This is a genomic window from Janibacter melonis (genome assembly GCF_020567375.1).
GTDB classification, from domain to species: Bacteria; Actinomycetota; Actinomycetes; order Actinomycetales; family Dermatophilaceae; genus Marihabitans; species Marihabitans melonis.
This window is the reverse complement of record NZ_JAJBZM010000001.1, coordinates 64546-90216: the sequence shown is the minus strand read 5'-3', so window position 1 is coordinate 90216 and position 25671 is coordinate 64546. Positions and strand designations below refer to the sequence as shown.

At 74.4% G+C, this 25671-nt stretch carries 26 protein-coding genes and 1 riboswitch; of the genes, 3 read left to right on the top strand and 23 right to left on the bottom strand.

All coding sequences use genetic code 11. From position 1 onward, the window contains the following. Positions 1-131: 131 nt before the first annotated feature. The 11 genes from lgt to LIV55_RS00385 form a co-directional block, all read right to left on the bottom strand. On the bottom strand, positions 132-1043 hold the full coding sequence (gene lgt, locus LIV55_RS00435; RefSeq protein WP_123091658.1) for a prolipoprotein diacylglyceryl transferase: 912 nt from the start codon (positions 1041-1043) through the stop codon (positions 132-134). After that, a complete protein-coding gene (locus tag LIV55_RS00430) occupies positions 1043-1813 on the bottom strand; it encodes a DsbA family protein (protein ID WP_123091657.1) in 771 nt (256 codons plus the stop codon). The genes lgt and LIV55_RS00430 overlap by 1 nt, the downstream gene beginning before the upstream one ends. A gap of 49 nt (positions 1814-1862) precedes the next feature. Further along, positions 1863-2366, bottom strand: coding sequence for a MauE/DoxX family redox-associated membrane protein (locus LIV55_RS00425; RefSeq protein ID WP_123091656.1), 504 nt, complete (start codon positions 2364-2366; stop codon positions 1863-1865). After that, positions 2366-3181 carry a tryptophan synthase subunit alpha gene (gene trpA / locus LIV55_RS00420; RefSeq protein ID WP_123091655.1) on the bottom strand — a complete coding sequence of 272 codons (816 nt, stop codon included), beginning with the start codon at positions 3179-3181 and terminating at the stop codon, positions 2366-2368. Before trpA ends, LIV55_RS00425 begins: the two co-directional genes overlap by 1 nt. Continuing rightward, positions 3178-4455: a tryptophan synthase subunit beta gene (gene trpB / locus LIV55_RS00415; RefSeq protein ID WP_229298865.1), complete on the bottom strand. Its 1278-nt coding sequence runs from the start codon at positions 4453-4455 to the stop codon at positions 3178-3180. Before trpB ends, trpA begins: the two co-directional genes overlap by 4 nt. After that, on the bottom strand, positions 4452-5234 hold the full coding sequence (trpC, locus tag LIV55_RS00410) for an indole-3-glycerol phosphate synthase TrpC (protein WP_191562802.1): 783 nt from the start codon (positions 5232-5234) through the stop codon (positions 4452-4454). The genes trpB and trpC overlap by 4 nt, the downstream gene beginning before the upstream one ends. Positions 5235-5277: 43 nt before the next feature. Beyond that, positions 5278-5859, bottom strand: coding sequence for a Trp biosynthesis-associated membrane protein (locus LIV55_RS00405; RefSeq protein ID WP_229298864.1), 582 nt, complete (start codon positions 5857-5859; stop codon positions 5278-5280). Next, on the bottom strand, positions 5856-7433 hold the full coding sequence (locus LIV55_RS00400; RefSeq protein WP_229298863.1) for an anthranilate synthase component I: 1578 nt from the start codon (positions 7431-7433) through the stop codon (positions 5856-5858). Before LIV55_RS00400 ends, LIV55_RS00405 begins: the two co-directional genes overlap by 4 nt. Beyond that, positions 7430-7810, bottom strand: a complete 381-nt coding sequence (gene hisI / locus LIV55_RS00395) for a phosphoribosyl-AMP cyclohydrolase (protein ID WP_123091651.1) — start codon at positions 7808-7810, stop codon at positions 7430-7432. The genes LIV55_RS00400 and hisI overlap by 4 nt, the downstream gene beginning before the upstream one ends. Positions 7811-7894: 84 nt before the next feature. Further along, entirely contained in the window at positions 7895-9706 is a 1812-nt protein-coding gene (locus LIV55_RS00390) for an ABC transporter ATP-binding protein (RefSeq protein WP_229298862.1), read from the bottom strand. After that, complete coding sequence (locus LIV55_RS00385) at positions 9703-11601, bottom strand: ABC transporter ATP-binding protein (protein ID WP_229298861.1); 1899 nt, start codon at positions 11599-11601, stop codon at positions 9703-9705. Before LIV55_RS00385 ends, LIV55_RS00390 begins: the two co-directional genes overlap by 4 nt. A gap of 93 nt (positions 11602-11694) precedes the next feature. Here LIV55_RS00385 and LIV55_RS00380 point away from each other — a divergent pair, with 93 nt between their 5' ends. Continuing rightward, positions 11695-12333 (top strand): TIGR03085 family metal-binding protein, encoded by a 639-nt coding sequence (locus LIV55_RS00380; protein ID WP_123091648.1) that lies wholly within the window; start codon positions 11695-11697, stop codon positions 12331-12333. Positions 12334-12347: 14 nt separating this feature from the next. Here LIV55_RS00380 and hisF read toward each other — a convergent pair whose 3' ends face one another. Next, complete coding sequence (gene hisF, locus LIV55_RS00375) at positions 12348-13136, bottom strand: imidazole glycerol phosphate synthase subunit HisF (RefSeq protein WP_229298860.1); 789 nt, start codon at positions 13134-13136, stop codon at positions 12348-12350. A 37-nt stretch (positions 13137-13173) separates the two neighbouring features. On the opposite strand from hisF, the gene LIV55_RS00370 reads away from it, so the two are divergent. Then, positions 13174-13734, top strand: coding sequence for a nucleoside/nucleotide kinase family protein (locus LIV55_RS00370; protein ID WP_229298859.1), 561 nt, complete (start codon positions 13174-13176; stop codon positions 13732-13734). Beyond that, complete coding sequence (locus LIV55_RS00365; RefSeq protein WP_163562365.1) at positions 13731-14822, top strand: FUSC family protein; 1092 nt, start codon at positions 13731-13733, stop codon at positions 14820-14822. The genes LIV55_RS00370 and LIV55_RS00365 overlap by 4 nt, the downstream gene beginning before the upstream one ends. A 23-nt stretch (positions 14823-14845) precedes the next feature. On the opposite strand, the gene LIV55_RS00360 is transcribed toward LIV55_RS00365, so the two are convergent. The 11 genes from LIV55_RS00360 to coaBC all read right to left on the bottom strand — a co-directional run bounded on the left by LIV55_RS00360 (position 14846) and on the right by coaBC (position 25666). Next, complete coding sequence (locus LIV55_RS00360) at positions 14846-15223, bottom strand: PH domain-containing protein (protein ID WP_229298858.1); 378 nt, start codon at positions 15221-15223, stop codon at positions 14846-14848. A gap of 62 nt (positions 15224-15285) precedes the next feature. Further along, positions 15286-16125 (bottom strand): ATP phosphoribosyltransferase, encoded by an 840-nt coding sequence (hisG, locus tag LIV55_RS00355; protein ID WP_123091645.1) that lies wholly within the window; start codon positions 16123-16125, stop codon positions 15286-15288. A 15-nt stretch (positions 16126-16140) separates the two neighbouring features. Then, positions 16141-16404, bottom strand: a complete 264-nt coding sequence (locus tag LIV55_RS00350; RefSeq protein WP_068276158.1) for a phosphoribosyl-ATP diphosphatase — start codon at positions 16402-16404, stop codon at positions 16141-16143. Between the two features lie 11 nt (positions 16405-16415). Continuing rightward, positions 16416-17180 carry a nicotinamide mononucleotide transporter family protein gene (locus LIV55_RS00345; protein ID WP_229298857.1) on the bottom strand — a complete coding sequence of 255 codons (765 nt, stop codon included), beginning with the start codon at positions 17178-17180 and terminating at the stop codon, positions 16416-16418. A gap of 12 nt (positions 17181-17192) precedes the next feature. Beyond that, positions 17193-17318, bottom strand: a riboswitch (FMN riboswitch). Positions 17319-17422: 104 nt separating this feature from the next. Then, positions 17423-18082: a ribulose-phosphate 3-epimerase gene (gene rpe, locus LIV55_RS00340; RefSeq protein WP_229298856.1), complete on the bottom strand. Its 660-nt coding sequence runs from the start codon at positions 18080-18082 to the stop codon at positions 17423-17425. Between the two features lie 14 nt (positions 18083-18096). After that, a complete protein-coding gene (locus LIV55_RS00335) occupies positions 18097-18480 on the bottom strand; it encodes a VOC family protein (protein ID WP_068276167.1) in 384 nt (127 codons plus the stop codon). Next, positions 18480-19970, bottom strand: coding sequence for an RsmB/NOP family class I SAM-dependent RNA methyltransferase (locus LIV55_RS00330; protein WP_229298855.1), 1491 nt, complete (start codon positions 19968-19970; stop codon positions 18480-18482). The genes LIV55_RS00335 and LIV55_RS00330 overlap by 1 nt, the downstream gene beginning before the upstream one ends. Beyond that, positions 19963-20910 carry a methionyl-tRNA formyltransferase gene (gene fmt / locus LIV55_RS00325; protein ID WP_229298854.1) on the bottom strand — a complete coding sequence of 316 codons (948 nt, stop codon included), beginning with the start codon at positions 20908-20910 and terminating at the stop codon, positions 19963-19965. The genes LIV55_RS00330 and fmt overlap by 8 nt, the downstream gene beginning before the upstream one ends. 23 nt (positions 20911-20933) lie before the next feature. Then, a complete protein-coding gene (locus LIV55_RS00320) occupies positions 20934-23021 on the bottom strand; it encodes a primosomal protein N' family DNA-binding protein (protein ID WP_229298853.1) in 2088 nt (695 codons plus the stop codon). A 47-nt stretch (positions 23022-23068) separates the two neighbouring features. Then, positions 23069-24292: a methionine adenosyltransferase gene (gene metK / locus LIV55_RS00315; protein WP_229298852.1), complete on the bottom strand. Its 1224-nt coding sequence runs from the start codon at positions 24290-24292 to the stop codon at positions 23069-23071. Positions 24293-24412: 120 nt separating this feature from the next. Next, a complete protein-coding gene (gene coaBC, locus LIV55_RS00310) occupies positions 24413-25666 on the bottom strand; it encodes a bifunctional phosphopantothenoylcysteine decarboxylase/phosphopantothenate--cysteine ligase CoaBC (protein ID WP_229298851.1) in 1254 nt (417 codons plus the stop codon). Between the last annotated feature and the right edge of the window lie 5 nt (positions 25667-25671).

The following is a 25671-nucleotide window of genomic DNA, read 5'->3' as shown; positions in this document are numbered from 1 at the left end:
TCGCCGCAGCGATGGGACGTGCAGGCGGGCCCGAGGCGTGCGGGCGGCGTGGACGGCAGCGGCCACGCGGCGAGAGTAGCAGGACAGCGTCTTACCTGGTGACCGCCCGATCTCGAATGGCGAGACGCGGCTCAGCCGGTGGTCGTCGAGGGCGTCTCGACCCGGTCCTCCGGGGCGTCCGGGGCGCCGGTCGCGCCCTTCGCCCGCCGTCCGGCGAGCACCCAGATCACCGCGCCGATGACGACGACGACGAGGCTGGTCCACACGTTGAGGCGCTGCCCGAGGACGATCTGCGCCTCGTCGGTGCGCATCGTCTCCAGCACGACCCGGCCGAGCGGGTAGCCCATGACGTAGGCGCCGAAGAGCTGCCCCGGGTGCAGCGAGCGGCGCCGGTCGAGCAGGAGCAGGGCGAGGGCGAGGAGCAGGCAGAAGATCGACTCGTAGAGGAAGATCGGGTGGAAGGTCCCGATGACCTCGGCCTGGCCGGAGGCGTCGAGGACGGCCCGTCCCGTGGAGCTGTCCCAGCGGTGGATCTCCAGCGCCCACGGCACGTCGGTCTCGCGCCCGTAGAGCTCGTTGTTGAACCAGTTGCCCCAGCGCCCGATCGCCTGGGCGACGGGCAGCGCGGGCGCGACCGAGTCGGCGAGGGCCCCGATCGGCACGTCGTAGCGGCGGGCCGCGATCCACGCGCCGACCGCTCCCCCGGCGACGGCGCCCCAGATGCCGAGCCCGCCGTTCCAGATCTGCAGCGCGGCGACGAGCGAGCCTCCGGGCCCGAAGTAGGGCTCTGGGGTGGTGATGACGTGGTAGACCCGCGCGCCGATGATGCCGGCGGGCACCGCCCACAGGGCGATGTCGAGGACGACGCCCTCACGCCCGCCGCGGGTCTCGATCCGCTTCTGGGCGATCCAGACGGCGGCCATGATGCCGGCGAGGATGCACAGCGCGTAGGCGTGGATCGTCAGCGGGCCGATGCTCCACGCGCCGACCTCTGGGCTGGGCAGCGCGGCCGGGACGGCGACGGTCGGGGGTGCGAGGCTCATCAGGAGACCACCATGTCCTTCGGGACCTCACCGCTGGTGACGATCCGGGTGAACGCGGCGACGTCGGGCCGGCCGTCCGGCACGAGGGCGCCCCAGCTCAGCTGGGTGCCGTCGACGACGATCGTCGGGGTCGAGGTGATCTGGTCCTTGACCGACTGGTCGTCGACGCTGCGCACGTACGCCCGGTAGACGCCCGCGTCGCTGCACTCCTGCCACGCGTCGAGCTGGTCACCGGACAGGCCCCCGGCCTTCGCGCCCTGCTCGAGCTGGTCCTTCGTGAACTCGCCGGGCTCCGTCGGCTGGTTGGCGAAGAGCCACTGGTGCATGCCGGTCCAGCCGCCCTGGTCCGCCGCGCACAACGCGCTGCTCGCGGCGATCGAGGAGCCCTCCTGGCCGAAGTTGGAGTCGATGACCGTCTTGAGGTGGACCCGCAGCTCGATCTTGCCCTCCTGGGCGAGGTCGCCGACGGTCTGCCCGAAGGCCTGCTCGAAGAGCTTGCACGCCGGGCACCGGAAGTCCTCGTAGACGTCGAGCGTCGGCGCGCCCTCGACAGTCGGGGCGTCCGGGTAGGGGTCGAAGGGCTGTCCCATCTGGGTCCCGGGCGGCGGGCCGCCGGTCTGGACGGCGTCCTTCTGGCTCGACCACACGACGCCGGCGACGACGACGACCACCGCGACGATCAGCACGACGCCCCCGACGAGGAGGGGGTTGGCGCCGGTGCGCTGCCCCTTCGCCGCCGCCTGGATCTTGGCCTGCCTGTCCTGGCTCATCACGTGCCTGCCTTGCTGTGCGTCTGGTCGGGTGGGGACGAAGGAGGGTTCAGCGCCCGAGGAGGGCGCGGTCGAGACCGGCGAGGGTGCGCGGTCGCACGACGAGGTAGGCGCCGCACAGGGCCAGGCCGAGGTCACGCAGGATCTCGGTGCCGTACTCGGTCTGGTCGGCGGCGACCTGGCCGCCGCCGCCGAAGCAGCCGCAGTCGATGGTCAGGCCGCGGGCCCAGGCCTGGGCGATGCCGACGACGAAAACCACCATGAGCAGACCCCCGAGCACCGCGCTCGCCCGGGTGAAGAGCCCGAGGACGAGGAGCAGGCCGAGGATCACCTCGACGTAGGGCAGCCCGTAGCCGACGACCCGGGCCACCTCGAAGGGCAGGACGTCGTAGGCCTGGACGGCACGGGCCGAGCCGGAGGGGTTGCCGATCTTCAGCCCGCCGGCGAGCAGGAGCGCCCCGCCGAGGACGAGCCGGGCGAGCAGCCCGAGGACGTCGAGGACGAGCGGGCGGCGCGACGTCGTCGCCGCGTCCGCGGTCGTCGTCCCGGTCATCACCGGCCCTCGCGCACGCCGGCGGCGAGCTCGCGGGTCAGCGCGTCGAGGCGCTCCAGGCCCTCCTGCGCCGGGACGTCCTGGAGGGTGGCGACGAGTGCGGACCCGACGATGACCCCGTCGGCGAAGCGGGCGATCTGCGCCGCCTGCTCGCGGGTCGACACGCCGAGACCGACGCAGACCGGGGTGTCGGTGTGCTCGCGCACCCGCGCGACGAGCTCGCCGGCGGTGTCGCCGACGCTCGTGCGCGCTCCGGTGACCCCCATCGTCGACGCGGCGTAGACGAAGCCACGGCATGCCGCGGTGACCCGCTCGAGCCGCTCCGGGGTCGAGCTCGGGGCGACGAGGAAGACCCGGTCGAGACCGTGCTCGTCGGAGGCCTCGACCCAGTCCTGGGCCTCGTCGGGCACGAGGTCGGGGGTGATGAGACCCGCTCCCCCGGCGGCGGCGAGGTCGGCGGCGTACTGCGCCACCCCGCGCCGCAGGACGAGGTTCCAGTACGACATGACGAGCGGCGGCGTGCCGGTGGCCCGCACCGCGGCCGTCGCGGCGAAGACGTCGTCGACGTGGACGCCGCGCTCCAGGGCCTCGGTGGCCGCGCGCTGGATGACCGGCCCGTCCATGAGGGGGTCGCTGTAGGGCATGCCGACCTCGACGACGTCGACCCCGGCGGCGCACATGACCTCCATCGCGCGGATCGAGGTCGGGACGTCGGGGTAGCCGACGGGCAGGTAGCCGACGAGCGCGGCGCGCCCCTCGGCACGGCACCGGGCGAGGACCTCGCCGACACCGAGGTCCGTGGTCTGCACGCTCACTCCTGCACCCCTTCGTCCTGCACGGGCGTGACGCTCTCGGCGCCGCCGTCGGCGGTCGCCTCCTCGCTCGGCGGCGGCAGCTCGCCGTCGACGAGCCCGAAGTACTGGGCGGCGGTGTGCATGTCCTTGTCGCCGCGACCGGAGAGGTTGACGAGGACGAGCCCGTCGGGGCCGAGCTCGCGCCCGAGCACGAGGGCGCCCGCGAGGGCGTGAGCCGACTCGATGGCCGGGATGATGCCCTCGGTGCGGCACAGCAGGCGGAAGGCCTCCATGGCCTCGTCGTCCGTGGCGTACCGGTACTCGGCGCGGCCGGTGTCGCGCAGGTGGGCGTGCTCGGGGCCGACGCTCGGGTAGTCCAGCCCGGCGGAGATCGAGTGGGTCTCGAGGGTCTGGCCCTCGTGGTCCTGCATGAGGTAGCTCATCGCGCCGTGGAGCACCCCGGGGTCGGCGGTGGCGAAGCGGGCGGCGTGCCGGCCCGTCGTCACCCCGGCACCCGCGGCCTCGATCCCGACGAGGCGCACGTCGGTGTCCTCGACGAAGCGGTGGAAGATCCCCATCGCGTTGGACCCCCCGCCGACGCAGGCGACGACGGCGTCGGGCAGACGACCGGTGAGCCCGAGCACCTGGTCGCGCGCCTCCTCGCCGATGATCTTGTGGAAGTCGCGGACCATCTCGGGGAAGGGGTGCGGCCCGGTCACCGTGCCGAGCACGTAGTGGGTGTGCCCGACGTTGGTCACCCAGTCGCGCAGGGCCTCGTTGATGGCGTCCTTGAGCGTCGCGCTGCCGTGCTCGACGGCGACGACCTCGGCCCCGAGGATGCGCATGCGGGCGACGTTGAGCGCCTGGCGCTCGGTGTCGACCCGGCCCATGTAGACGGTGCACTCGAGACCCATGAGCGCGGCGGCGGTCGCCGTCGCGACGCCGTGCTGGCCGGCGCCGGTCTCGGCGATGACGCGGCGCTTGCCCATCCGCTGGGCGAGCAGGCACTGCGCGAGGACGTTGTTGATCTTGTGCGAGCCGGTGTGGTTGAGGTCCTCGCGCTTGAGGATCATCCGCACCCCGCCGGCGTGCGCGGCGAAGCGCGGCACCTCGGTGATGATGCTCGGACGACCGGTGTACGTGCGGTGCAGCCGGCCGAGCTCGTCGGTGAAGTCGGGGTCGAGGACGGCCTTCTGGCGGGCCTCGTCGAGCTCCTCGAGCGCGGGGATGAGGGCCTCGGGCACGTACCGGCCGCCGAAGCGGCCGAAGCGGCCGGCCTGGACGGGGGCGCTCATCGCACGCCTCGCATCGCGGCGACCGCGGCGGCCGGGTCGCCGCCGGTGACGAGGGCCTCGCCGACGAGGATCGCGTCGGCGCCGGCAGCGGCGAAGGTGGCGGCGTCGGCGACGTCGCGGACGCCGGACTCGGCGACCTTGACGCACCCGTCGGGGACGAGCGGGGCGAGCCTGGCGAAGGTGGAGATGTCGACCTCCAGGGTCTTGAGATTGCGGTTGTTGACGCCGATGACCGAGGCGCCGGAGTCGACCGCGCGGACGGTCTCCGTCTCGTCGTGCACCTCGACGAGCGCGGTCATGCCTAGCCGGCCGGTGAGGGCGAGCAGCTCGGCGAGCTGCAGGTCGTCGAGGGCGGCGACGATGAGCAGGACGATGTCGGCGCCGTGGGCCCGGGCCTCCCACACCTGGTAGGGCGTGACGACGAAGTCCTTGCGCAGCACCGGCACGTCGACCGCGGCGCGCACGGCGTCGAGGTCGGCGAGCGAGCCGCCGAAGCGGCGCTGTTCGGTGAGCACGGAGATCGCGGCCGCCCCGCCCTGCGCGTACTGGCTCGCCAGGGCTGCGGGGTCGGGGATCTCGGCGAGGGGGCCCTTGCTCGGGCTCGAGCGCTTGACCTCGGAGATGACGCTCAGCTCGGGGGCGCGCAGCCGCGACCACGCGTCGCGCGGGGCGGGGGCCTCCTCGGCCCGTCGCTGCACGTCGCGCAGCGGAAGATCGAGCTCCCGGGCGGCGAGGTCCTCGCGCACGCCGTCGATGATCTGGGTCAGGACGCTGGGCATGGGGCCAGGTTAGTCTCCGCGGCTGGGCCCCCGGCACGCCGCCTCACGTCGTGGGGTCCTCGCCCTCGCTGAGGCGGTCCCAGTCCGAGCGCGGGGCACCCGTGCCGGTGCCGCCGGCCACGGTCGCGGAGCGCCCTCCCGAGGAGTCGGCGCCGAGCGCGCTCCACCGGCCGCCGGCGAGGAGGACGCCGAGGGCGGCCAGGGCGAAGGGGACGACGCTCGCCGCGGCGACCCACGGCCAGGCCGTCACGGATGCCTCGGCCGGCAGGGTCGCCGTGGTGCCGGAGCGGCCCCCGGCCACCGAGCCGAGCACCGCCGCGGGGTCGAGCAGGACCCGTACGACGAGCACGACGACGACGACGAGGACGCCGAGGAGGGCCAGCGCGGAGACGACGCGACCGATCCGACCGCTCGTGAGGGCCGCGACGGCGGCGGCCGCGCCGACGAGGGCGACACCGGCCAGGCCCGGGGCGGCCTCTCCCCCGGTCGCCTCGGCGGGGGTGGCCCCGGCGACGTCGGTGACGGTGCCGCTCACCCACACCCCGCGGGTGGCGGCGAGGGTGACGAGCGCCCCGAGCAGGGCGAGGAGCAGGACGACGAGCTTGCGGGTGAGCACGGACCTCATGCCGTGCCCCCGTGGCCCCGCTGCGTCGGGCCCACCGTGCGCATCGCCCCGGCCGTCGCGACCGCCCGCAGGGCGGCCCCGGCCTTGGCCACGCACTCGGCGTGCTCGAGGTGGGGCACGGAGTCGGCGACGATGCCGGCGCCGGCCTGGACGTGCGCCCGCCCGTCGACGACGAGCGCGGTGCGGATGGCGATGGCCATGTCCATGTCGCCGTGGAAGTCGAGGTAGCCGACGACCCCGCCGTAGACGCCGCGGCGGCTGCGCTCGTAGTGCTCGATGAGGGCGAGGGCACGGGGCTTGGGCGCCCCCGACAGGGTGCCGGCGGGGAAGGTCGAGACGAGGACGTCGTAGGCGCTGACCTCGGGGCGCATCCGGCCGACGACCGTGGACTCGAGGTGGGTGACGTGGCTGTAGCGCCGGACGTCCATGAGCTCGAGGCAGTCGACGGTGCCCGCCTCGCACACCCGCTGGAGGTCGTTGCGCCCGAGGTCGACGAGCATGACGTGCTCGGAGCGCTCCTTGGGGTCGGCGAGCAGCTCCTCGGCGAGGGCGATGTCCTCCTCGAGGGTCTTGCCCCGGGGCCGGGTGCCGGCGATCGGGTGGGTGAGCGCCTCGCGGCCGGTGACGGTGACGAGCGCCTCGGGCGAGCCGCCGACGACGTCGTAGGTGCTGCCGTCGGCGCGCGGCAGGCGGAAGAAGTACATGTACGGGCTCGGGTTGGCCGCCCGCAGCGCACGGTAGACCTCCGTCGGGTCAGCCGGGCAGTCCATGGAGAAGCGCTGCGAGAGGACGACCTGGAAGACCTCGCCGGCGCGGATGTCCTCCTTCGCCTCCTCGACGATCTCCTGGTAGCGCTCGGGGGTCACGTCGCTCGTCACCGAGGCCATGGCGTCGGCGACGACGTCGGGGTCGACGGTGGCGACCGTGCTGGGTGCCGGCTCGGCGAGCGCGAGCACCATCTCGTCGAGACGGGCCACCGCGTCGTCGTAGGCCTGGTCGACCCGCTCGTCGGTGTCGTCGTAGTTGATCGCGTTGGCGATGAGGAGCAACGAGCCGTCGGAGTGGTCGAGGACCGCGACGTCGGTGGCGAGCACCATGCCGACCTCGGGGACGCCGAGCACGTCGGGCAGGGTCGCCGGGACCCGCTCCCAGCGCCGGACCGCGTCGTAGGAGATCGCGCCGACCATCCCGGACGTCAGCGGCGGCAGGCCCTCGACCGGCTCGGTGCGCAGGGCCTCGAGGGTGGCGCGCAGGACCTCGACCGGCGAGCCGGTCGTCGGCACCCCGGTCGGCGGCTCGCCGATCCACAGCGCCTCGCCGTCGCGCTCGGTGAGGGTGGCGCGGCTGCGGGCCCCGATGATCGACCAACGCGACCACACGCCCTGCTCGGCGGACTCGAGCAGGAAGGTGCCGGGCTCCCCCTTCGCCAGCTTGCGGTAGACCGACAGCGGGGTCTCGGCGTCGGCCATGAGCCGGCGCACGACGGGGATGACGCGCCGGTCGCGGGCGAGGACGCCGAAGGTGTCGACATCGGGCCACGTACGTCCGTAGCCGAGCTCGGGCAGCGCGGTCATGCCGCTCCCCCGTCACTGACGACGGCGTCGAGCCGGCCCGCGTCGAAGCACGTGCGGTCCCCGGTGTGACAGGCCGCGCCGACCTGCTCGACCTGGACGAGGAGCGCGTCTCCGTCGCAGTCGAGCGCGACGGAGCGCACGTGCTGGGCATGGCCCGAGGTGTCGCCCTTGCGCCAGTACTCGCCGCGGCTGCGCGACCAGAAGGTCACCCGCCCGGTCGTCAGCGTGCGGTGCAGGGCCTCGTCGTCCATCCACCCGAGCATGAGCACCTCACGGGTGTCGTGCTGCTGGATCACCGCGGCGACGAGGCCGGCGGGGTCGCGCGAGAGCCGGTCGGCGATCTCGGCGGGCAGGGGCGAAGGGGTGGTCTCGGGCACCCGCACATCGTGCCTCAGCGACACCCGCGCCCGACAACTCGCCCGTCACCCGGGCCACCCTGACCCTTGGGCCCTGACCGACCCTCAGTGCTGCTGCTGGGCCGCCCAGGACGCGTGCAGCGCGGAGTAGGTGCCACCGGCACCGACGAGGTCGCGGTGAGGCCCACGCTCGACGATGCGCCCCGCGTCGACGACGACGACCTCGTCGGCCGCCTCCGCGGTCGAGAGGCGGTGGGCGATCGTCACCGAGGTGCGGCCCTCGAGCAACCGGTCGAGGGCGTCCTGGATCCGCACCTCCGTCGCCGGGTCGACCGCGCTCGTCGCCTCGTCGAGGACGAGGAGGTCGGGGTCGGCGAGGTAGGCGCGGACGATGGCGACGAGCTGCCGCTCGCCCGCCGAGAGCGACTCGCCGCGCGGGCCGACCTGCGAGGCCAGCCCGGCCGGCAGGCCGGACAGCCACGGGCCGAGCCCGAGGTCGTCGACGGCGGCCTGGATCCGCGCGTCGCTCGCGTCGGGCGCGCCGAGCCGGATGTTCGTCGCGAGGTCGGCGTCGAAGAGGAAGCCCTCCTGCGGCACGAGGACGACGCGCTCGCGCAGGCTGGAGAAGCGCACCCGCGAGAGCTCGACGCCGTCGAGGCGCACCTCGCCCGACGAGGGGTCGACGAGGCGGGTGAGCAGCTTGGCCAGCGTCGACTTGCCCGACCCGGTCTCGCCGACGACGGCTACACGGCTGCGCGGCTCGACCCGCCAGGTGACGTCCGTGAGCACCGGCGGCCCGCCCGGGTAGGCGAAGCCGACGTCGCTCAGCTCGACGGCCACGGGACCGCGCGGGAGCACCTCGCCGTCCTCGCCCGGGTCGGCGATGTCGGCCGGGGTCTCGACGACGTCGAGGACCCGGCGCCACCCGGCGACGGCGTTCTGCAGCTCGTTGAGGATCTCGGTGGCCTGCTGCACCGGCTGGGTGAAGAGGTTGACGAGGAAGAGGAAGGCGAGCAGCTCGCCGAGGGTGAGGTGACCGTGCACGGCGAGCCACGTGCCGACCGCGAGCACGGTGCCCAGGGTCAGGCCGGTGAAGAACTGCCCGACGCCGAAGGCGAGCGAGGAGCGGACGTGGGCCCGCACGGCGGCGGAGCGGTGGGCCTCGACCGCACCGTCGATCCGGGCTGCGGTGCGGTCCTGGACGTGGTGGGACCGGATCGTCTCGGCGCCCCCGATCGACTCGGAGATCGCGGCGAGCATGTCGCCGACGCGCTCGCGCACCGCGAGGTAGGCCCGACCGAGGACCCGCTGCAGTCGCGTCACGGCGACGAAGAGCGGCACGAAGCTCACGAGCACGACGAGGAGCAGCACCGGGCTGTAGAAGGCCATGAGGAGCAGCGAGACGAGGATCTGCCCGGTGCTGACGACGAGGATGATGCCGCCGAACTGGGCGAACTGGCTGATCGTGTCGACGTCGGAGGTCACCCGTGAGGTCATCGACCCGCGGCGCTGGGAGCTCTGGGTGAGCATCGACAGGTCGTGGATGTGCCGGAAGGCCGTCGTGCGCAGCGTCGCCAGCCCCGACTCGGAGGCCGTGAAGAGGCGGACGTTGACGAGGTAGCCGCACCACGCGGTGAGGAGCACGACGACGGCGCACACCGCGACGAGGCGCCAGACGTAGCCGGTGTCGACCCCGCCGGGAGCGCCGAAGCCGTGGTCGGTGACCTGCTGGACCGCGACCGGGATGACCACGCGGCCGAGCGTCATGAGCCCGGCGAGCGCGATCGTCACCCAGATGCCGCGGGTCAGCTCGGGCGAGAGCGCGAGACCGCGGCGCAGGGTCGACCACGTCGACCCCTGCGAGCTGACGAGACCGGGCAGGGCCTCGTCCTGCGCGGGACGGGTGTCGGTGCTCATGCGCTCGCCTCCGCGCGCTCGGCGCGCTCGGCGCGTTCGTCGGCCTGGCGCGCGTACGCGGTGACGAGGTGGGCGTAGGAGGCGTCCCGACCGAGCAGCTCGGCGTGGGTCCCCCGGTCGACGACCCGGCCGCCCTCGAGGTGGACGACCTCGTCGGCGAGCGCGATCGTCGAGAGCCGGTAGGCGACGAGCAGCACCGTGGAGCCCCCGCTGCGCTCCTGCAGGCCGTGGAGGATCGCCAGCTCGACGGAGGGGTCGACCGCCGAGGTGGCGTCGTCGAGGACGAGCAGCCGGGGCTCTCGCACGACGGCCCGGGCGAGCGCGAGCCGCTGGCGCTGCCCGCCGGACAGCGACGCACCGCGCTCGCCGACCTCGGTGTCGAGGCCGTGCGGCAGCCGGTCGACGAAGTCCCACGCCTGCGCCAGGCGCAGGGCGCGCTCGACCGCGTCGTCGTCGATCTCCTCGCCGAGGGTGATGTTGCCCCGGACGGTGTCGTCGAAGAGGAAGGTGCCCTGCGGCACGAGCGCCGCTGCCTGGCTGACCTCGCCCGCGGCGAGCTCGGTGAGGTCGACGCCGTCGTAGCGCACGGTGCCGGCGGTGGTCTCGAGCAGACGGGTGGTGAGCGCGGCGAGGGTCGACTTGCCCGACCCGGTCGGGCCGACGAGCGCCACGGTGCGCCCGGGCGCGATGCGCAGGTCGACGCCGTCGACGGCGAGCGGCCGGTCCGGGACGCCGACGGACGCGGCGACCTCGTCCTCGTCGCGCTCGGCGAGATCGGTGCGCTCGGCGCTCTCGTAGCGGAAGGAGACGCCCGCGAGGGAGAGCTCGACCGGCCCGCGGCCGTCGAGGCGCCGCGGCCCGTGGGTCGTGTGCCCGCTCTCGAGCAGGACGCGCTCGACCCGCTCGTAGGCGACGACGGTGCGCGGCAGCTCGCCGAGCACCCAGCCGAAGGCACGCACGGGGAAGGCGAGGACGGCGATGAGGTAGGCGACCTGGACGACCTCGGCGGGGGTCATCGCCCCGCTGCCCACCCGTGCGGTGCCGGCGGCGAGGACGACGAGCGTGGCGAGCTGCGGGATGGCCTCGATGACGGGGTCGAAGGTGCCGCGGGTGCGACCGACGGCGATGTTGGCCTGGCGCAGCCGGCCGGTGACCTCGGCGAAACGGCGTGTCTCGCGCTCCTCGGCCCCCATCGACTTCACGACGAGCGCCGCCTCGAGCGACTCGTGGGCGACCTCGCTCACCTCGGCGCGCAGCTGCTGGGCGGTCGTCGCCAGCGGCGTCATCCGGCGCTGGTAGACGCCGTTGGCGATCATGAGCAGCGGGAAGCAGGTGAGCCCGACGAGCATCATCACCGGGTCGACGAGAGCCATCTGGACCAGCCCGAAGGCGAGCATGACGAGCACGCCGAGCGCCATGGGCAGCGGCATGAAGACGAACCACGTCGCCTCGACGTCGGCGTTCGCGTTCGACAGGAGCTGGCCGGAGGGGTGGCGATGGTGCCACGTCAGCGGCAGACGCAGGTACTGGCGCGTGACGCGGCGTCGGTAGTCGGCCGCGATGCCGTACATGACCATCGCGCCGAAGATGCGCCGGCCGAGCACGCCGACCGTCGTCGCGGCGACGACGGCCGCGATCGCGCCGAAGATGATCGCCAGGCGGCCCCCGTCGACCTCGCCGGCGGTGACGGCGGGCGTCACGTGGTGCTCGGTGACCCAGCCGACGGCCCAGGCCATGCCCGCGGTGGCCACGCCGAAGATCACGCTGCCGACGACCGCGAGGGCGAAGGTGCCGGGGGTCACCCGTACGCCCAACCCGATGATGCGCAGCGCGCGCAGGATCGTCGCGAGCTGCCCGCGCCGCCGGAGCTGCTGCTCCACCGCGACCTCACCCATCCCAGACCCCTTCCGCCTGCTCCGCCGGGATACCCTCCCACGTCAGGACGACAGCGCAGGACACACACCGGACCACCCCAGTGAGGTAGACCCATGAGCCGACTCGCCCACGACGAGCGCGGAGCGCTCTGCGACACGATGCTCGCAGCCGGTCCCGACGCCCCGACGCTGTGCGGGACGTGGAGCGTCGCCGACCTCGCCGCGCACCTCGTCATCCGCGAGAGCGCCCGTCTCGACCTCGCCGCAGGCATCGTCGTCCCGGCCCTCGCCGGGCGCACGGACGCCGCCACCCGGTCGCTGGCCGCGCGCACCCCCTTCGCCACCCTCGTCGAGCGCGTGCGCACCGGGCCGCCGGCCTGGCACCCCACCCGCGTCGCCCGGGTCGACGAGGCGGCCAACCTCGTCGAGATGTTCATCCACCACGAGGACGTGCGCCGCGGCACCGCCGACGCCAACCCGCGCCACCTGCCCCAGGAGCTGACGACCGCCCTCGGCAAGCAGCTCGCGAAGATGGCCCCCCTGCTCCTGCGCGGGGCGAAGGGGGTCGACGTCGAGCTCGTCACGGCCAAGCACCGCAAGCGGGTCGGCACCGGCCACCCCGTCGTCGAGGTGCACGGTCACCCGGGCGAGATCCTGCTCTTCCTCTCGGGGCGCAAGGGCGTCGCCCAGGTCGAGTTCGTCGGCGAGAAGGCCGCGGTCGCCACCCTCACCGAGGCCGACCTCGGGATGTGAGGTCGGCGGGCCGCTCAGAGCGCGCGGCCCCGGCGCACCGGGTAGCCGGCACCCTCGAGGGCGTCCTTGACCTCGCCGATGCCGACCTCGCCGAAGTGGAAGATGCTCGCGGCCAGCGTGGCGTCGGCCCCGGCGGCCACCGCGGGCACGAAGTGCTCGGCGCTGCCCGCTCCCCCGCTCGCGATGACCGGCACGCCGACCTCGGCCCGGACCGCGGCGAGCAGCTCGATGTCGAAGCCGGCCTTCGTGCCGTCGGCGTCCATCGAGTTGAGCAGGATCTCGCCGGCGCCGAGCTCGGCGGCCCGCGCGCACCACCAGATCGCGTCGATGCCGGTCCCCCGACGTCCGCCGTGGGTCGTCACCTCGAAGCCCCCGACGAGCGCCCCGTCCTCGCCCCGGCGACGGCGCACGTCGGCGGACAGGACGAGCACCTGGGCGCCGAAGCGATCGGCGACCTCGCTGATGAGGTCCGGGCGGGCGATCGCCGCGGTGTTGACCCCGACCTTGTCGGCCCCGACCCGCAGCAGCCGGTCGACGTCGTCGACCGTGCGCACCCCGCCACCGACGGTCAGCGGGATGAAGACCTCCTCCGCGGTGCGGCTCACGACGTCGTAGGTCGTCGCGCGGTCGCCGCTGCTCGCGGTGACGTCGAGGAAGGTCAGCTCGTCGGCGCCCTCGGCGCCGTAGCGGCGGGCCAGCTCGACGGGGTCGCCCGCGTCTCTCAGCTCGGCGAAGTTGACGCCCTTGACGACGCGCCCGGCGTCGACGTCGAGGCAGGGGATGACACGGACGGCGACGGACACGTCGGTCAGGGTAGTGCCCCGGCTAGGCTCGCCCGTCGTGAGAGCCCAGCCCCCGGACGTCGCGCCCGCGCACGAGGTCCTGCGACGGGTCCGGGCGCTCCCGCCCTCGACCCGCACCGTCGTCGTCGGCCTCGACGGCCGCAGCGGGTCGGGCAAGACCCGCCTGGCCGACGAGCTCGCCGCGACGCTTCGCTGGCCGGTGGTGCGGCTCGACGAGATCTACCCGGGCTGGGACGGTCTGGCCACCGCCCCCGACGTCCTAGCGACGGACGTGCTCCTCCCCCTTCGCGACGGGCGCGACGCCTCCTGGCCGACGTGGGACTGGGTCGCCGGTGCTCCCGGCCCGACCGCCCACCTGCCGTGGACCCCGCACGTCCTCGTCGAGGGCTGCGGCACCGGCGCGCCGCCCGCGGGCGGGCTCGTCGACCTCCTCGTCTGGCTCGAGGCCCCCGAGGGGCTGCGCCGCGAGCGAGCCCTCTCGCGCGACGGGCAGACCTTCGCCCCGCACTGGGAGCGATGGGCCGCTCAGGAGGCCGAGGTCCTGTGCGGCGTGGCCGAGCGCGCCGACCTCGTCCTCGACACGAGCGGACTCGGATGAGCATCCGTGCCGAGATGCGCTCGCTGCGACCCCGGGCGGGCCTGCGCAGCCGCGTGCGCCGCGTGCAGGAGCGCGGCGTGCGCATCCTCACCGCGGCCTTCGGCGCGGCCCTCGCGTGGTGGCTGGCCCGTGACCTGCTCGATCACCCGCAGCCCTTCTTCGCCCCCGTCACCGTCGTCGTCACGCTCGGGCTCAGCTACGGCCAGCGGCTGCGGCGGGTCAGCGAGCTCGTCGTCGGCGTCGCCGTCGGGGTGCTCGTCGGCGACCTCTTCGTCTACCTCTTCGGCAGCGGGGTGTGGCAGCTCGCCGTCGTCGCGACCCTCGCGATGACCATCGCGACCTTCCTCGGCGCCGGGCTGCTGCTCACCATCCAGGCCGGGGTGCAGTCGATCATCATCACAACCCTCGTCGCCGCTCCCGACCAGGCCTTCTCGCGCTGGCTCGACGCGGTGCTCGGAGGCGTCGTCGCCCTCACCCTCGCGATGATCGCGCCGGCCGCCCCCGTGACGAGGCCGCGCCGCGACATCGTCGACCTCGCCGAGGAGATCGGGGCGGTCCTGCACGAGTGCACGTCGGCCGTGCGCGAGCGCGACGTCGAGGCCGCCGACGACGTCCTGCGCCGGGCGCGGGGCACCGAGGCGATGATCGCCTCGCTGCGCGACGGGGCCGGTGCGGCCAACGAGATCGCCGCGATCTCACCGCTGCACGCGCGCCATCGCGCCGAGGTGCGCCTCATCTCCTCGGCGATCAACCCGCTCGACCGGTGCGTGCGCAACATGCGCGTGCTCGCCCGCCGCACAGGTGTCGCCGTCAGGGTCGGCGAGGCCGTGCCCGAGCCCTACCTGCGGGTCGTCGACCGTCTCGCGGTCGTCGTCGAGGAGCTCGCCCGCGAGCTCGACCAGGGGCGGCTGGGCATCGAGGTGCGCGAGCAGCTCGTGCGGGTGGGGCGCGCCGCGGGTCGGGGCGAGCCCGGGGCGACCCTCTCGGCCGAGCTCATCCGGGCGCAGGTCCGCTCGATGGTCGTCGACCTGCTCATGGTCACCGGGCTCGAGTACGCCGACGCCGTCGCGCTGGTGCGCGCGGAGTAGTCGCGCTGGTGCGCGCAGAGTGATCAGCGCTGGTGGGCGCCGACGAGGTCGCTGAGCCGCTGGGCCTGGGCGAGCGAGCCGGAGCCGTCGGCCCGCTGGATCGCCATGACCGCCATGTCGTCGCCGTCGGCGAGGTCGAGGCGCACCCACGGCATGCCGTCGGAGAAGCGCACGGCCTCGATGTCCTCCCACGGCACGACCTGCTGCGGCCCGAGGTTGCGCACGAGCAGGCCGTCGGCCCGCGGCACCGCCCGGATCGTCATGTACCGGCTGAGCAGCCCGGCGACGCCGAGCCCGATGAGGAAGAAGCCGAGCCGGTCGACGAGGTGGAAGCGCTCGGGCACGAAGATCGCGACGAGCAGGAAGATGACGAGCGTGAGGACCGCGAGGACGGTCGCCACGAGGCGACCGCGCCGTGGGACGAAGGGGGCGTCAGTCCCCTCGCCGGGACGACCTCGGCCGCTCACAGCCGGCACGCGGTGATCTCGGTGACGAGGATCGCGCGGGCCCCGATGTCGTAGAGCTCGTCCATGATCGCGTTGGTCCGGCCGCGCGGGACCATGGCCCGCACGGCGACCCAGTCCTTGTCGTGCATCGGCGAGATCGTCGGCGACTCCAGGCCCGGGGTGAGGGTCACCGCCTGCTCGACGATCGTCGTCGGGCAGTCGTAGTCGAGCATGACGTAGTGGCGCGCCGTGACGACGCCCATGAGCCGGCGGTGCAGGACCTCCACCGCGGACTCGGCGGCGTCGGCCCGGCGCACGAGGACGGCCTCGCTGCGCAGGATCGGCTCGCCGAAGACCTCGAGGCCCTGGTTGCGCAGGGTCGTGCCGGTCTCGACGACGTCGGCGATCGCGTCGGCGACGCCGAGGGTGATCGCCGTCTCGACCGCTCCGTCGAGCCGCACGACCTCGGCCTGCACGCCGTGGTCGGCGAGGTGCGCGGCGACGAGCCCGGCGTAGGACGTCGCGACGCGGCGGCCCTGGAGGTCGCCGACGCCGCTCGCCGTGCCGGCCCGGCCGGCGAAGCGGAAGGTCGAGCCGCCGAAGCCGAGCGGCATGATCTCGACGGCGGCCGAGCCGGAGTCGAGGAGCAGGTCGCGACCGGTGATGCCGGCGTCGACCTGGCCCTGCCCGACGTAGACGGCGACGTCACGCGGGCGCAGGTAGAAGAACTCGACCCCGTTGTCGGGGTCGGCGACGACGAGCTCCTTGGAGTCCCGGCGCACGCGGTAGCCGGCCTCTCGGAGCATGGCGACGGACGGCTCGGACAGCGAGCCCTTGTTGGGGACGGCGATGCGCACGGAGGTCCTGCCTGATCAGAGGTGGGTGTAGACGTCGTCGAGCTCGAGGTCGTTGGCGAGCATGAGCACCTGGAGGTGGTAGAGCAGCTGGCTGATCTCCTCGGCGAGGCGCTCCTTGCCCTCGTGCTCGGCGGCCATCCACACCTCGGCGGCCTCCTCGACGACCTTCTTGCCGATGGCATGGGTGCCGGCGTCCAGCGCTGCGACGGTGCCCGAGCCCTCGGGCCGGGTCTGCGCGGTCGCCGTGAGCTCGGCGAAGAGGGAGTCGAAGGTCTTCACAGGCGCCCAGTCTAGGCGGCGCCGACGCGCTCCCCGGACCCGGTCGGGGTCGCGGCCGCGCGCCGGGTGGCCGCCACCCACTGGGTGAAGCCGTAGAGGACGAAGGCGCCGTAACCGATGTACATGACGGCGGTGGGCACGTACCCCGTGGCGAAGCCGAGCGGGACCCCGACGAGGTCGACGGCGATCCAGGCGAGCCAGAACTCGTTCCACCCGCGCGCCATCATGTACGTCGCGAGCATCGACCCGACGAAGATCCACGAGTCGCTCCAGAAGTACCACCACTGGGGCTGCCAGTACGGGTTCGGCGCCGCGGCCCACAGCGTGACGAAGGCCTGGTGCGCGACGACCGTGCCACCGATCCACACGCCGGCGACGACGAGACGCTCGCGCGAGGTCGCCCATCGCGGGACGATCGCGGCTCCCCCTTCGCTGCCGACCGCGCCCGGCTCCGCCGCGGTGCGCTCGCGCTTGATCTGGGTCCAGCGCCACCAGCCGTAGATGCTCGTGACGATGAAGAAGACCTGGCGCCCGGCCTGCCCGAAGAGCGGGATCCGCTCGTCGGCGCCGAAGAGCGCGCCGAGGTAGACGGCGAAGAGCATGATGTTGGCGCTGATGCCGACCGGCCAGGCCCACACCCACCGCTTCATCCCGAGGTAGGCGCTGACGACGCCGATGAGGATCCCGACCGCCTCGAGCCAGTACAGGGCGTAGGGCCCGATCTGCAGGTGCGCGGCGATGATCTCCTGGAAGAGGTTCTGACCCTCTGCAGGCATGACTGTCCTCCCGCAGCGCCTCTCTCGTCCGGACTATGACCGTCGGCCCTGGGGTCTCACCAGAGTTCACCGACCACCATGGCCGGGTCGCGGGCTCTCACCGCCGGTTCGGAGTTTCACCGAGTCACGAGGCACGTGCTCGGGCCATCGTCGCGCGCCCGGGCACCCGGGGCAAAACCCGCGGCGTGTGATCTCGCCGATGCCGCACCCCCGCGGGACGCGACGAGGGCGAAGGGGGACCGTCAGGCGTGGGCGTGGCGCTGCGCGAGCTCGCGCAGCTCGGCCACCGCGTCGGCCGCGGACTCGGCGCCGTACACGGCCGACCCGGCGACGAAGACGTCGGCGCCCGCCTCGGCGCACTGCTCGATGGTCCGCGCGGAGACGCCGCCGTCGACCTGCACCCAGATCTCGCCGCCGTGGCGACGCACGGCCTCGCGCACCTGGCGCACCTTCGGCATCTGGTCGGCCATGAAGGACTGCCCGCCGAAGCCGGGCTCGACGGTCATGACGAGGACCATGTCGAGCTCGGGCAGCAGGTCCTCGTAGGGCGCGAAGTCGGTGCCCGGCTTGATCGCCATGCTCGCCCGGGCGCCGGCCGCCCGCAGGTCGCGCGCGAGGCGCACCGGGTCCTTCGCCGCCTCGACGTGGAAGGTCACCGACTGCGCGCCGGCCTCGGCGTAGGGCGGGGCCCAGCGGTCGGGGTCCTCGATCATGAGGTGGCAGTCGATGGGGATCGGGCTGACCGCGAGGAGGGACTCGACGACGGGCAGCCCGAGGGTGAGGTTGGGGACGAAGTGCGCGTCCATGACGTCGACGTGGGCCCAGTCCGCCGTGCTGATGGCGGCGAGCTCGTCGGCGAGGTGGGCGAAGTCGGCGGAGAGGATGCTCGGGGAGATCTGCACGGGGTCTGGTGTCCTCAGGCTTCGTGGATGGACAGGACGTTGCCGACGGTGTCCTCGATCTGGAAGTGCAGACCGATGGCGTCGCGGGTGAGCTCGAGGCGGAAGACGAGGTCTGCGCGCTCCTTGAGCCGGCGGTACTCGAGCTCGGCGTCGGGGACCCCGAGCATGAGCACCGGGCGCGCCTCGCGCAGGCAGTGCTGCTGGTAGGCGCGGGTCAGGGGGTCGGTGATCGGCTCGAGGTTGATCTGCGCGCCGAGCTCCCACCCGGTGCTCGGGCCGAGGATGTAGAGGTCGCTGCCGGGCACGACGAGCACGTCGCGGAAGCCGAGGACCTCGGTGTAGAAGGCGTACGCCCGGGCGGGGTCGTCGACGTGCACGCCGGTGACGAGGACGTGCATCAGGCCCGCTTGCGCAGCAGGTGCAGGTACATGCCGTCCGTGCCGTGCAGGTGCGGCCACATCTGCGCCGCCGGCCCGTCGCCGAGACCGGCGAGCTCGCTGCTCGCGACCTCGCGCAGGACGGCCGGGGCGTCGAGCGCCTCGACGTCGTCACGCCGGCGGGTCACGTCGCGCACGACGAAGGAGGTCTCGGACAGGTGCGGGCTGCACGTCGCGTAGGCGAGCACGCCCCCGGGCGCCAGTGCGTCGAGCCCGCTGGCGAGCAGGTCGCGCTGGAGCGGGCCGAGACCGGCGAGATCGGCCGGGGTGCGGCGCCAGCGGGCCTCGGGCCGGCGCCGCAGGGCCCCCAGACCCGTGCACGGAGCGTCGACGAGCACCCGGTCGTACCGACCGGGCTCGTCGGCCCCTGCCTCACGCCCGTCGGCGGTGCGCACGGTCAGCTCGAGCCCGGCCTCGCGCGCGGCCTCGAGCGAGGGGCGCAGGGTGGCGCGCACGAGGTCGCTGCGGTGCTCGGAGATCTCGTTGGCCACGAGGTCGGCGCCGTGCTCGCGGGCGAGGGCGGCGAGCAGGCCCGCCTTGCCGCCGGGTCCGGCGCACAGGTCGAGCCAGCGCTCACGGCGCCCGGCCGGGGTGGTGACCGGCGCCCCCGCGAGGGCAAGGGCGAGCAGCTGGCTGCCCTCGTCCTGCACGGCCGCCCGGCCGTCGCGGACGGCGGGGATGCCCGCCGGGTCGCCCCCGAGGAGGAGGACGGCGAAAGGAGAGTGGTCGCCCGGGGCGGTCTCGAGGTGCTCGGCGGTGAGCAGCTCCTCGACGTCGGACAGACCCGGCCGAGCGACGAGCGCGACGGGGGCGGCGGCGTTGTGCGCCTCGAGCAGGCGCTCGAGATCGGCGTCGACGTGCGCGGCGTCGCTCGCCCCGTGACCGACGAGGGCCTGGCGCAGCGCCTTGACGACCCACTCGGGGTGAGACGTCGAGACGGCCAGACGGGTGCTCGTCGGCTCGGCCGGCACGACCGCCTCGCGCCACTCCTCGACGGTGCGCTCGCTCACGCGACGCATGACGGCGTTGACGAGCCCGGCGGCGCCGGCGCCGTTGACCTGACGGGCCAGGGCGACGCTCTGGTCGGCGGCGGCGTGCTGGGGCACGCGCATGCTCAGCAGCTGGTGGGTGCCCAGGCGCAGGACGTCGAGCACTCCCCCGTCGAGGCGGCTCACCGGCCGGTCGGCGGCGACGGCGATGATCGGGTCGTAGAGCCCCTGCATCCGCAGGGTGCCGTAGGTCAGCTCGGTCGCGAAGCCCGCGTCGCGGCCCGACAGCCGGCGGCGGCGCAGCTCGTGCGGCAGCTCGAGGTTGGCGTAGGCGCCCTCGGCGACCGCGCGCAGGACCGTGTAGGCAGCCAGCCGGGCCGGGTCGCCCTGACGGGCTCGCTGCGCGGGGGCGTTGCGGGAGCGCTGCCGGGGGCCGCGCCGTCGCTCGTGCTGGTCAGCCATCTGCGAGCCTCTCTCCTGCCTGGACCCGGGCGCCGCGCGCCCAGTCCGCCGCCGCCATCGGCCGCTTGCCGACGGGGGTCACCTCGCCGAGCCGGACCGCCCCGTCGGCCGTGCCGACGAGCACCCAGGACTTGCCGACGGCGAGCTCGCCGGGGACGAGCTGGGGTCGAGGATCGGGCAACCGGTCGGCCGAGCGGTCCAGGGGGCCGACCCGCAGCCGGTCACCTCGGAAGGTCGTCCACGCTCCCGGGTCCGGGGTGCACCCGCGCACGTGCCGGTCGACGGCGAAGCCGGGGTCGGTCCATCGCACCTCGGCCTCCTCGACGGTGAGCTTCGGCGCGTGGCTCACGCCGTCGGCCCCCTGCGGCTGCGGGGTGATCTCGCCGCTGACGAGACCCTCGAGGCTGGCGAGCAGGAGCGGTGCCCCCGCGCCGCCGAGACGTGCGAGCAGGCTGCCGGAGGTGTCGTCGGGACGGACCTGCTCGGTCATCGTGCCGAGCACCGGCCCCGTGTCGAGGCCCTCCTCGATGACGAAGGTCGTCGCCCCGCTCACCTCGTCGCCGGCCATGATCGCCCGCTGCACCGGGGCGGCACCGCGCCAGGCGGGCAGGAGGGAGAGGTGGAGGTTGACCCAGCCGTGGGTCGGCACGGCGAGCAGCGCGGCGGGGACGAGCGCGCCGTAGGCGACGACGGCGACGACGTCGGCCTCCAGCGCCGCCAGCTGCTCGGCGACCCCCTCGTCCCGCAGGCTGCGCGGGGCGAGCACGGGCACGCCCGCCTCCTGCGCGACGACGCGGACCGGCGAGGGGGTGAGGGTGCGGCCCCGACCGGAGCGGGCGTCCGGACGGGTGAGGACCGCGACGACCTCGTGCGGGCTGTCGAGGAGCAGACGCAGGGAGGGCACGGCCACGTCAGGGGTCCCGGCAAAGATCACGCGCACCCGCGGCAGTCTAGGTGCCCTCGTCAGTCGAGCACGTGCGGCCCGACGCGGACGCGGACCGGGTCGGCGACCTTGCGCCCCGACTCGGTGGCCCGCAGCCCGGCGAGATGGGCACGGACCTGCTCGACGAGCCCCGGGTCGGCCGAGCGCGGCACCCGGACGACGAGGTGCTCCTCGCGGGCGGGGGCCGTCGACGCGGCGCCGTGCGGCCCGGCAGCATGCGCTGCCCCCGCTCCTGCTCCGGCGCCGGTCGTCGGCGCCGGCCCGCTCACCTCGGCCCCGAGGGCGAGCAGCCCGTCGCGCACCTCGCGCAGGTGGTCGCGGCTGCCGAGCACCTGCGCCGCCCACGCGGCCGGGGGCAGGTCGAGCTCGGCCCGCTCGGCGAGCTCGCGGGCGGCGAACCACGCCGGGTCCCACCGCACGAGGGCCTCGACCGCCGGGATGACGGCGTGCTCAGGGGCGCCGGCCAGGACGACCTCTCCCCCGTCGGCCCACGACCGCACGAGCGCCGCGGCGCCGAGCCAGCGCCGCACGCTCTCCTCGGAGGCGCGCAACGAGGGGCGGTCGAGCAGGGCCCAGGCGTCGAGCAGGAGGGCCGCGGCGTAGCCCCCCTCGGCGACCGGCTCCGCACCCGGGGTCGCCACGACGATCGCGGGTCGGGCGGGCACCGAGGCGACGACGTCCGGGGCGCCCGACCGCACGACCGGCACCCCGGGGAAGGCCCGACCGATCTCCTCGGACGTGCGCCGCGCGCCGACGACGCTCGCCCGCAGGGTGCGCCCGTCGCACTCGGGGCAGCTCCAGGACTCGTCTCGACGGTGGCACCAGCCGCACACGGGCTGACCGCCGGAGCCGGGCAGGGACAGCGGGCCGTGGCAGGTCGCGCAGCGCGCCGGGGCCCGGCAGGTCGCGCACCGGGTGGCGGGCACGTAGCCGCGCCGGGGCACCTGGACGAGGACGGGGCCGTGGTCGAGCGCGGCCCGGGCCGCACGCCACGCGGCGGAGGGGATGTGCGCCCGGGCGGCGGGCCCGTCGCGCTCGGCGTCGTGTCCCTCGCCCGCGACCCGCACGCGAGCGGCCGACGTGCGCTCGCCGAGACCGCCGACGGCCACGAGCTCGCCGCGCTCGACGAGGTCGACGACGTCGGTGCTCACGCTCGGGCCCGCGACGAGGGCCGCGGCGCCGGCGAGCTCTGCCCGCGCGAGCAGGACCTGCCGCACGTGGTGGTAGGGAGCCCGCGGCTCGACGTGCAGGTCGTCGCCGTCGTCCCACCACACGACGAGACCGAGGTCGTGCACGGGGGCGAAGGCGGCAGCACGGGTCCCCACGACGACCCGCACGTGACCGCGCAGCACCTTCAGCCACGCGGTGTAGCGGGCCTGAGGCCCCTGGTCGGCGTGGAGCACGACGTGCCGGTCGGGACCCAGGGTGGCCAGGAGCGCGGCGTCGACCCGGTCGAGATCACGGCGGTCGGGGACGACGAGGACGCTCCCCCGCCCCGACGCGGCGGTGGCCAGGGCGGCGTCGGCCAGGGTGCGGGGCCAGTCGGTGAGCGGGTCGTGCGACGGGGTCGTGAGGAGCGCGGCCCGCGGCGACTGCCCCGTGCTCAGTCGGCTCCACAGCGCCGCCCCGGCCCGGTAGCGGGTCCACGACACGGGCGGCTCGTCCGGGGCGTCGGGCGGGCCCACGGCCTCGGGGGCACGCTCGGTGAGGGAGCGCTCGGCGCGGGCGTGCCGTGGTGGCACGGCGAGGCGGAGCACGTCCATCACCGTGCCGGCCTGCTCGCGGGCGAGACGCTGCGCGGTCTGCAGCACGTGCGGGACGAGGACGGCCTCGTCGCTGACGACGGTGCGAAGGGGGGCGAGCCGGCCCTCGTGCTCGGCCGCCGGCACGCGCTCGAGGAGGTAGCCGCCGAGGTCCTGCCCGGCGAAGCGGACCTTGACCCGGGCGCCGGGCACGGCGCGCTCGTCGAGCTCGACGGGCACGCTGTACTCGAAGGGGCGGTCGAGGTGCGCCAGCCCGGTATCGACGAGCACACGGGCCACCGGCAGCGCGGGGCGCGCTCCCGTGTCCTGCTCCACCGGCCCGGCCGGCATCTCGATCTCCAGCACGTGCGTCAACCTAGCGGCCGGCCCCGACAGCCGGCCGCCCGGCGAGGTCAGCCCCGGACGGCTGCCTGGAGGGCCTCGACCTTCGTCGTGCGCTCCCAGGTGAAGGCGTCCTCGTAGCCGTCGGCCTGCGTGCGGCCGAAGTGGCCGTAGGCGGCCGTCGGGCGGTAGATCGGGCGGAGCAGGTCGAGCTCCTCGACGATGGCGAGCGGGCGCAGGTCGAAGACCGCGGTGACGGCGGCCTGGATCTTGTCCACCGGCACGGTCTCGGTGCCGAAGGTCTCGACGTAGAGACCGACGGGCTGCGCGGCGCCGATCGCGTAGGCGACCTGGACCTCGCAGCGGGTCGCCAGACCGGCGGCGACGACGTTCTTGGCCACCCAGCGCATCGCGTACGCAGCCGAGCGGTCGACCTTGCTCGGGTCCTTGCCGGAGAAGGCGCCGCCGCCGTGACGGGCCATGCCGCCGTAGGTGTCGACGATGATCTTGCGGCCGGTGAGGCCCGCGTCGCCCATCGGACCGCCGATGACGAACTTGCCGGTGGGGTTGATGAGGGTGCGGTAGCCCGAGACGTCGAGGTCGACACCGGAGTCGAGCAGGGCGTCCATCACCGGGCCGATGACGTGCTCCTGGATGTCGGCCGGCAGCTGGCGCTCGTGGTCGACCTCGGCGCTGTGCTGGGTCGAGAGCACGACGGTGTCGAGACGTACGGCACGGTCGCCGTCGTAGTCGATCGTCACCTGGGTCTTGCCGTCGGGGCGCAGGTAGTCCAGGACGCCGGTCTTGCGCACCTCGGTGAGGCGCTGGCTGAGGCGGTGGGCCAGGAAGATCGGCAGCGGCATGAGCTCGGGGGTGTCGTCGCATGCGTAGCCGAACATCAGGCCCTGGTCGCCGGCGCCCTGCTTGTCCTTGGGGTCGATCCCGCCGGTGCGGTTCTCGAAGGCGGTGTCGACGCCCTGCGCGATGTCGGGGCTCTGCTGCCCGATGGAGACCGAGACCCCGCACGAGCGGCCGTCGAAGCCCTTCTCGGAGGAGTCGTAGCCGACGCCCTCGGCGACGAGCGAGCGCACGAGCTTGGGGATCTCGACGTAGCCCTCGGTCGTCACCTCGCCGGAGATGTGCACGAGACCGGTCGTCACCATCGTCTCGACGGCGACCCGGCTGTGCGGGTCCTGCTCGAGCATCGCGTCGAGGATCGTGTCCGAGATCTGGTCGCAGATCTTGTCGGGGTGACCCTCGGTGACGGACTCGGAGGTGAAGAGGCGACCAGCCACGCGGTGCTCCTGGTGTGTGTTGGGCGTGTGTGTCGGGCAGGGTGTCGAGGTACGGGACGAGACGCACTGCTGGCAGTGCAGGCCCCGACGACGCGCGGCGTCGTGCGGGGCGCGGTCAGTCTAGGTGGCGGGCAGCAGCTCGAGCAGGAGGTCCAGCACGGCGTGGGCGAGGACGCCCTTGTCCGCGGGTCCGACCGTGCGATCGGGGTGACCGGGCCGCAGCAGGTGGACGGTGCTCGTGTCCTGGCCGAAGGTCACGCCGACCCCGACCTCGTTGACGACGAGTGCGTCGCACCCCTTGCGGGCGAGCTTGGCCCGGCCGTGCTCGAGGACCGAGCCCTCGTCGTCCCCGGTCTCCGCGGCGAAGCCGACGACGACCGGCGACGTGGGGTCGGCAGAGGCCGCCCGCGACGCGACGAGACCGGCGAGGACGTCGGGGTTGCGCACGAGGGTGATGCTCGGCGCCGAGTCGTCCTGCGGCCCGTCGTGCGACTTCTTGATCTTGCTGCCGGCATAGCTCGCAGGGCGGAAGTCGGCGACGGCCGCGGCCATGACGACGGCGTCGTGCTCGGGCCCGCGCTCGTGCACGGCGGCCTCGAGCTCGAGGGCGCTCTCGACGCGCACGACGTCGACGCCCTCGGCGGCCGTGGGCAGGGGCACCTCGACCGAGGCGGCGACGAGGGTGACGTGCGCCCCACGCTGCGCGGCGGCGCGGGCGAGCGCCACGCCCTGCTTGCCCGAGGAGCGGTTGCCGAGGTAGCGCACCGGGTCGAGCGCCTCGCGGGTGCCACCGGCGCTCACGAGCACTCGGCGGCCGCGCAGGTCCTGGGCGGGCCCGTCGACACGTCGCGCCTCGACCGCGGCCATCGCCGCGGCGTGGATCGCCTCCGGCTCGGGCAGCCGCCCGGGTCCGGTGTCGGCGCCGGTGAGACGTCCCGAGTCGGGCTCGACGACGACGACCCCGCGCTCGCGCAGGGTCGCGACGTTGGCCTGGGTCGCGGCGTGCTGCCACATCTCCGTGTGCATGGCCGGGGCCATGACGACGGGGCAGCGCGCCGTGAGCAGGACGTTCGTCAGCAGGTCGCCCGCGAGGCCGTGCGCGGCCCGCGCCAGCAGGTCGGCCGTCGCCGGGGCGACGACGACGAGATCGGCCTCCTGGCCGATCCGCACGTGCGGGACGTCGGTGATGCCCGTCCAGACGTCGGTCTGGACCGCGCGTCCCGAGAGGGCCTCCCACGTCGGGGCGCCGACGAAGCGCAGCGCCGCCTCGGTGGGCACGACGGTGACCTCGTGGCCGGACTCGGTGAGCAGACGCAGGAGCAGCGCCGCCTTGTAGGCGGCGATGCCCCCGGTCACGCCGAGGACGACGCGCACGTCAG

Coding starts and splice junctions, on each gene's coding strand:
- LIV55_RS00405 (WP_229298864.1), bottom strand. CDS start 5,859: ATGAGGTCCGTGCTCACCCGCAAGCTCGTCGTCCTGCTCCTCGCCCTG.
- LIV55_RS00365 (WP_163562365.1), top strand. CDS start 13,731: ATGAGCATCCGTGCCGAGATGCGCTCGCTGCGACCCCGGGCGGGCCTG.
- LIV55_RS00385 (WP_229298861.1), bottom strand. CDS start 11,601: ATGGGTGAGGTCGCGGTGGAGCAGCAGCTCCGGCGGCGCGGGCAGCTC.
- trpB (WP_229298865.1), bottom strand. CDS start 4,455: ATGAGCGCCCCCGTCCAGGCCGGCCGCTTCGGCCGCTTCGGCGGCCGG.
- LIV55_RS00425 (WP_123091656.1), bottom strand. CDS start 2,366: ATGACCGGGACGACGACCGCGGACGCGGCGACGACGTCGCGCCGCCCG.
- LIV55_RS00330 (WP_229298855.1), bottom strand. CDS start 19,970: ATGGCTGACCAGCACGAGCGACGGCGCGGCCCCCGGCAGCGCTCCCGC.
- LIV55_RS00390 (WP_229298862.1), bottom strand. CDS start 9,706: ATGAGCACCGACACCCGTCCCGCGCAGGACGAGGCCCTGCCCGGTCTC.
- trpC (WP_191562802.1), bottom strand. CDS start 5,234: ATGCCCAGCGTCCTGACCCAGATCATCGACGGCGTGCGCGAGGACCTC.
- lgt (WP_123091658.1), bottom strand. CDS start 1,043: ATGAGCCTCGCACCCCCGACCGTCGCCGTCCCGGCCGCGCTGCCCAGC.
- LIV55_RS00335 (WP_068276167.1), bottom strand. CDS start 18,480: ATGCACGTCCTCGTCACCGGCGTGCACGTCGACGACCCCGCCCGGGCG.
- LIV55_RS00430 (WP_123091657.1), bottom strand. CDS start 1,813: ATGAGCCAGGACAGGCAGGCCAAGATCCAGGCGGCGGCGAAGGGGCAG.
- LIV55_RS00380 (WP_123091648.1), top strand. CDS start 11,695: ATGAGCCGACTCGCCCACGACGAGCGCGGAGCGCTCTGCGACACGATG.
- LIV55_RS00400 (WP_229298863.1), bottom strand. CDS start 7,433: ATGACCGCGCTGCCCGAGCTCGGCTACGGACGTACGTGGCCCGATGTC.
- LIV55_RS00345 (WP_229298857.1), bottom strand. CDS start 17,180: ATGCCTGCAGAGGGTCAGAACCTCTTCCAGGAGATCATCGCCGCGCAC.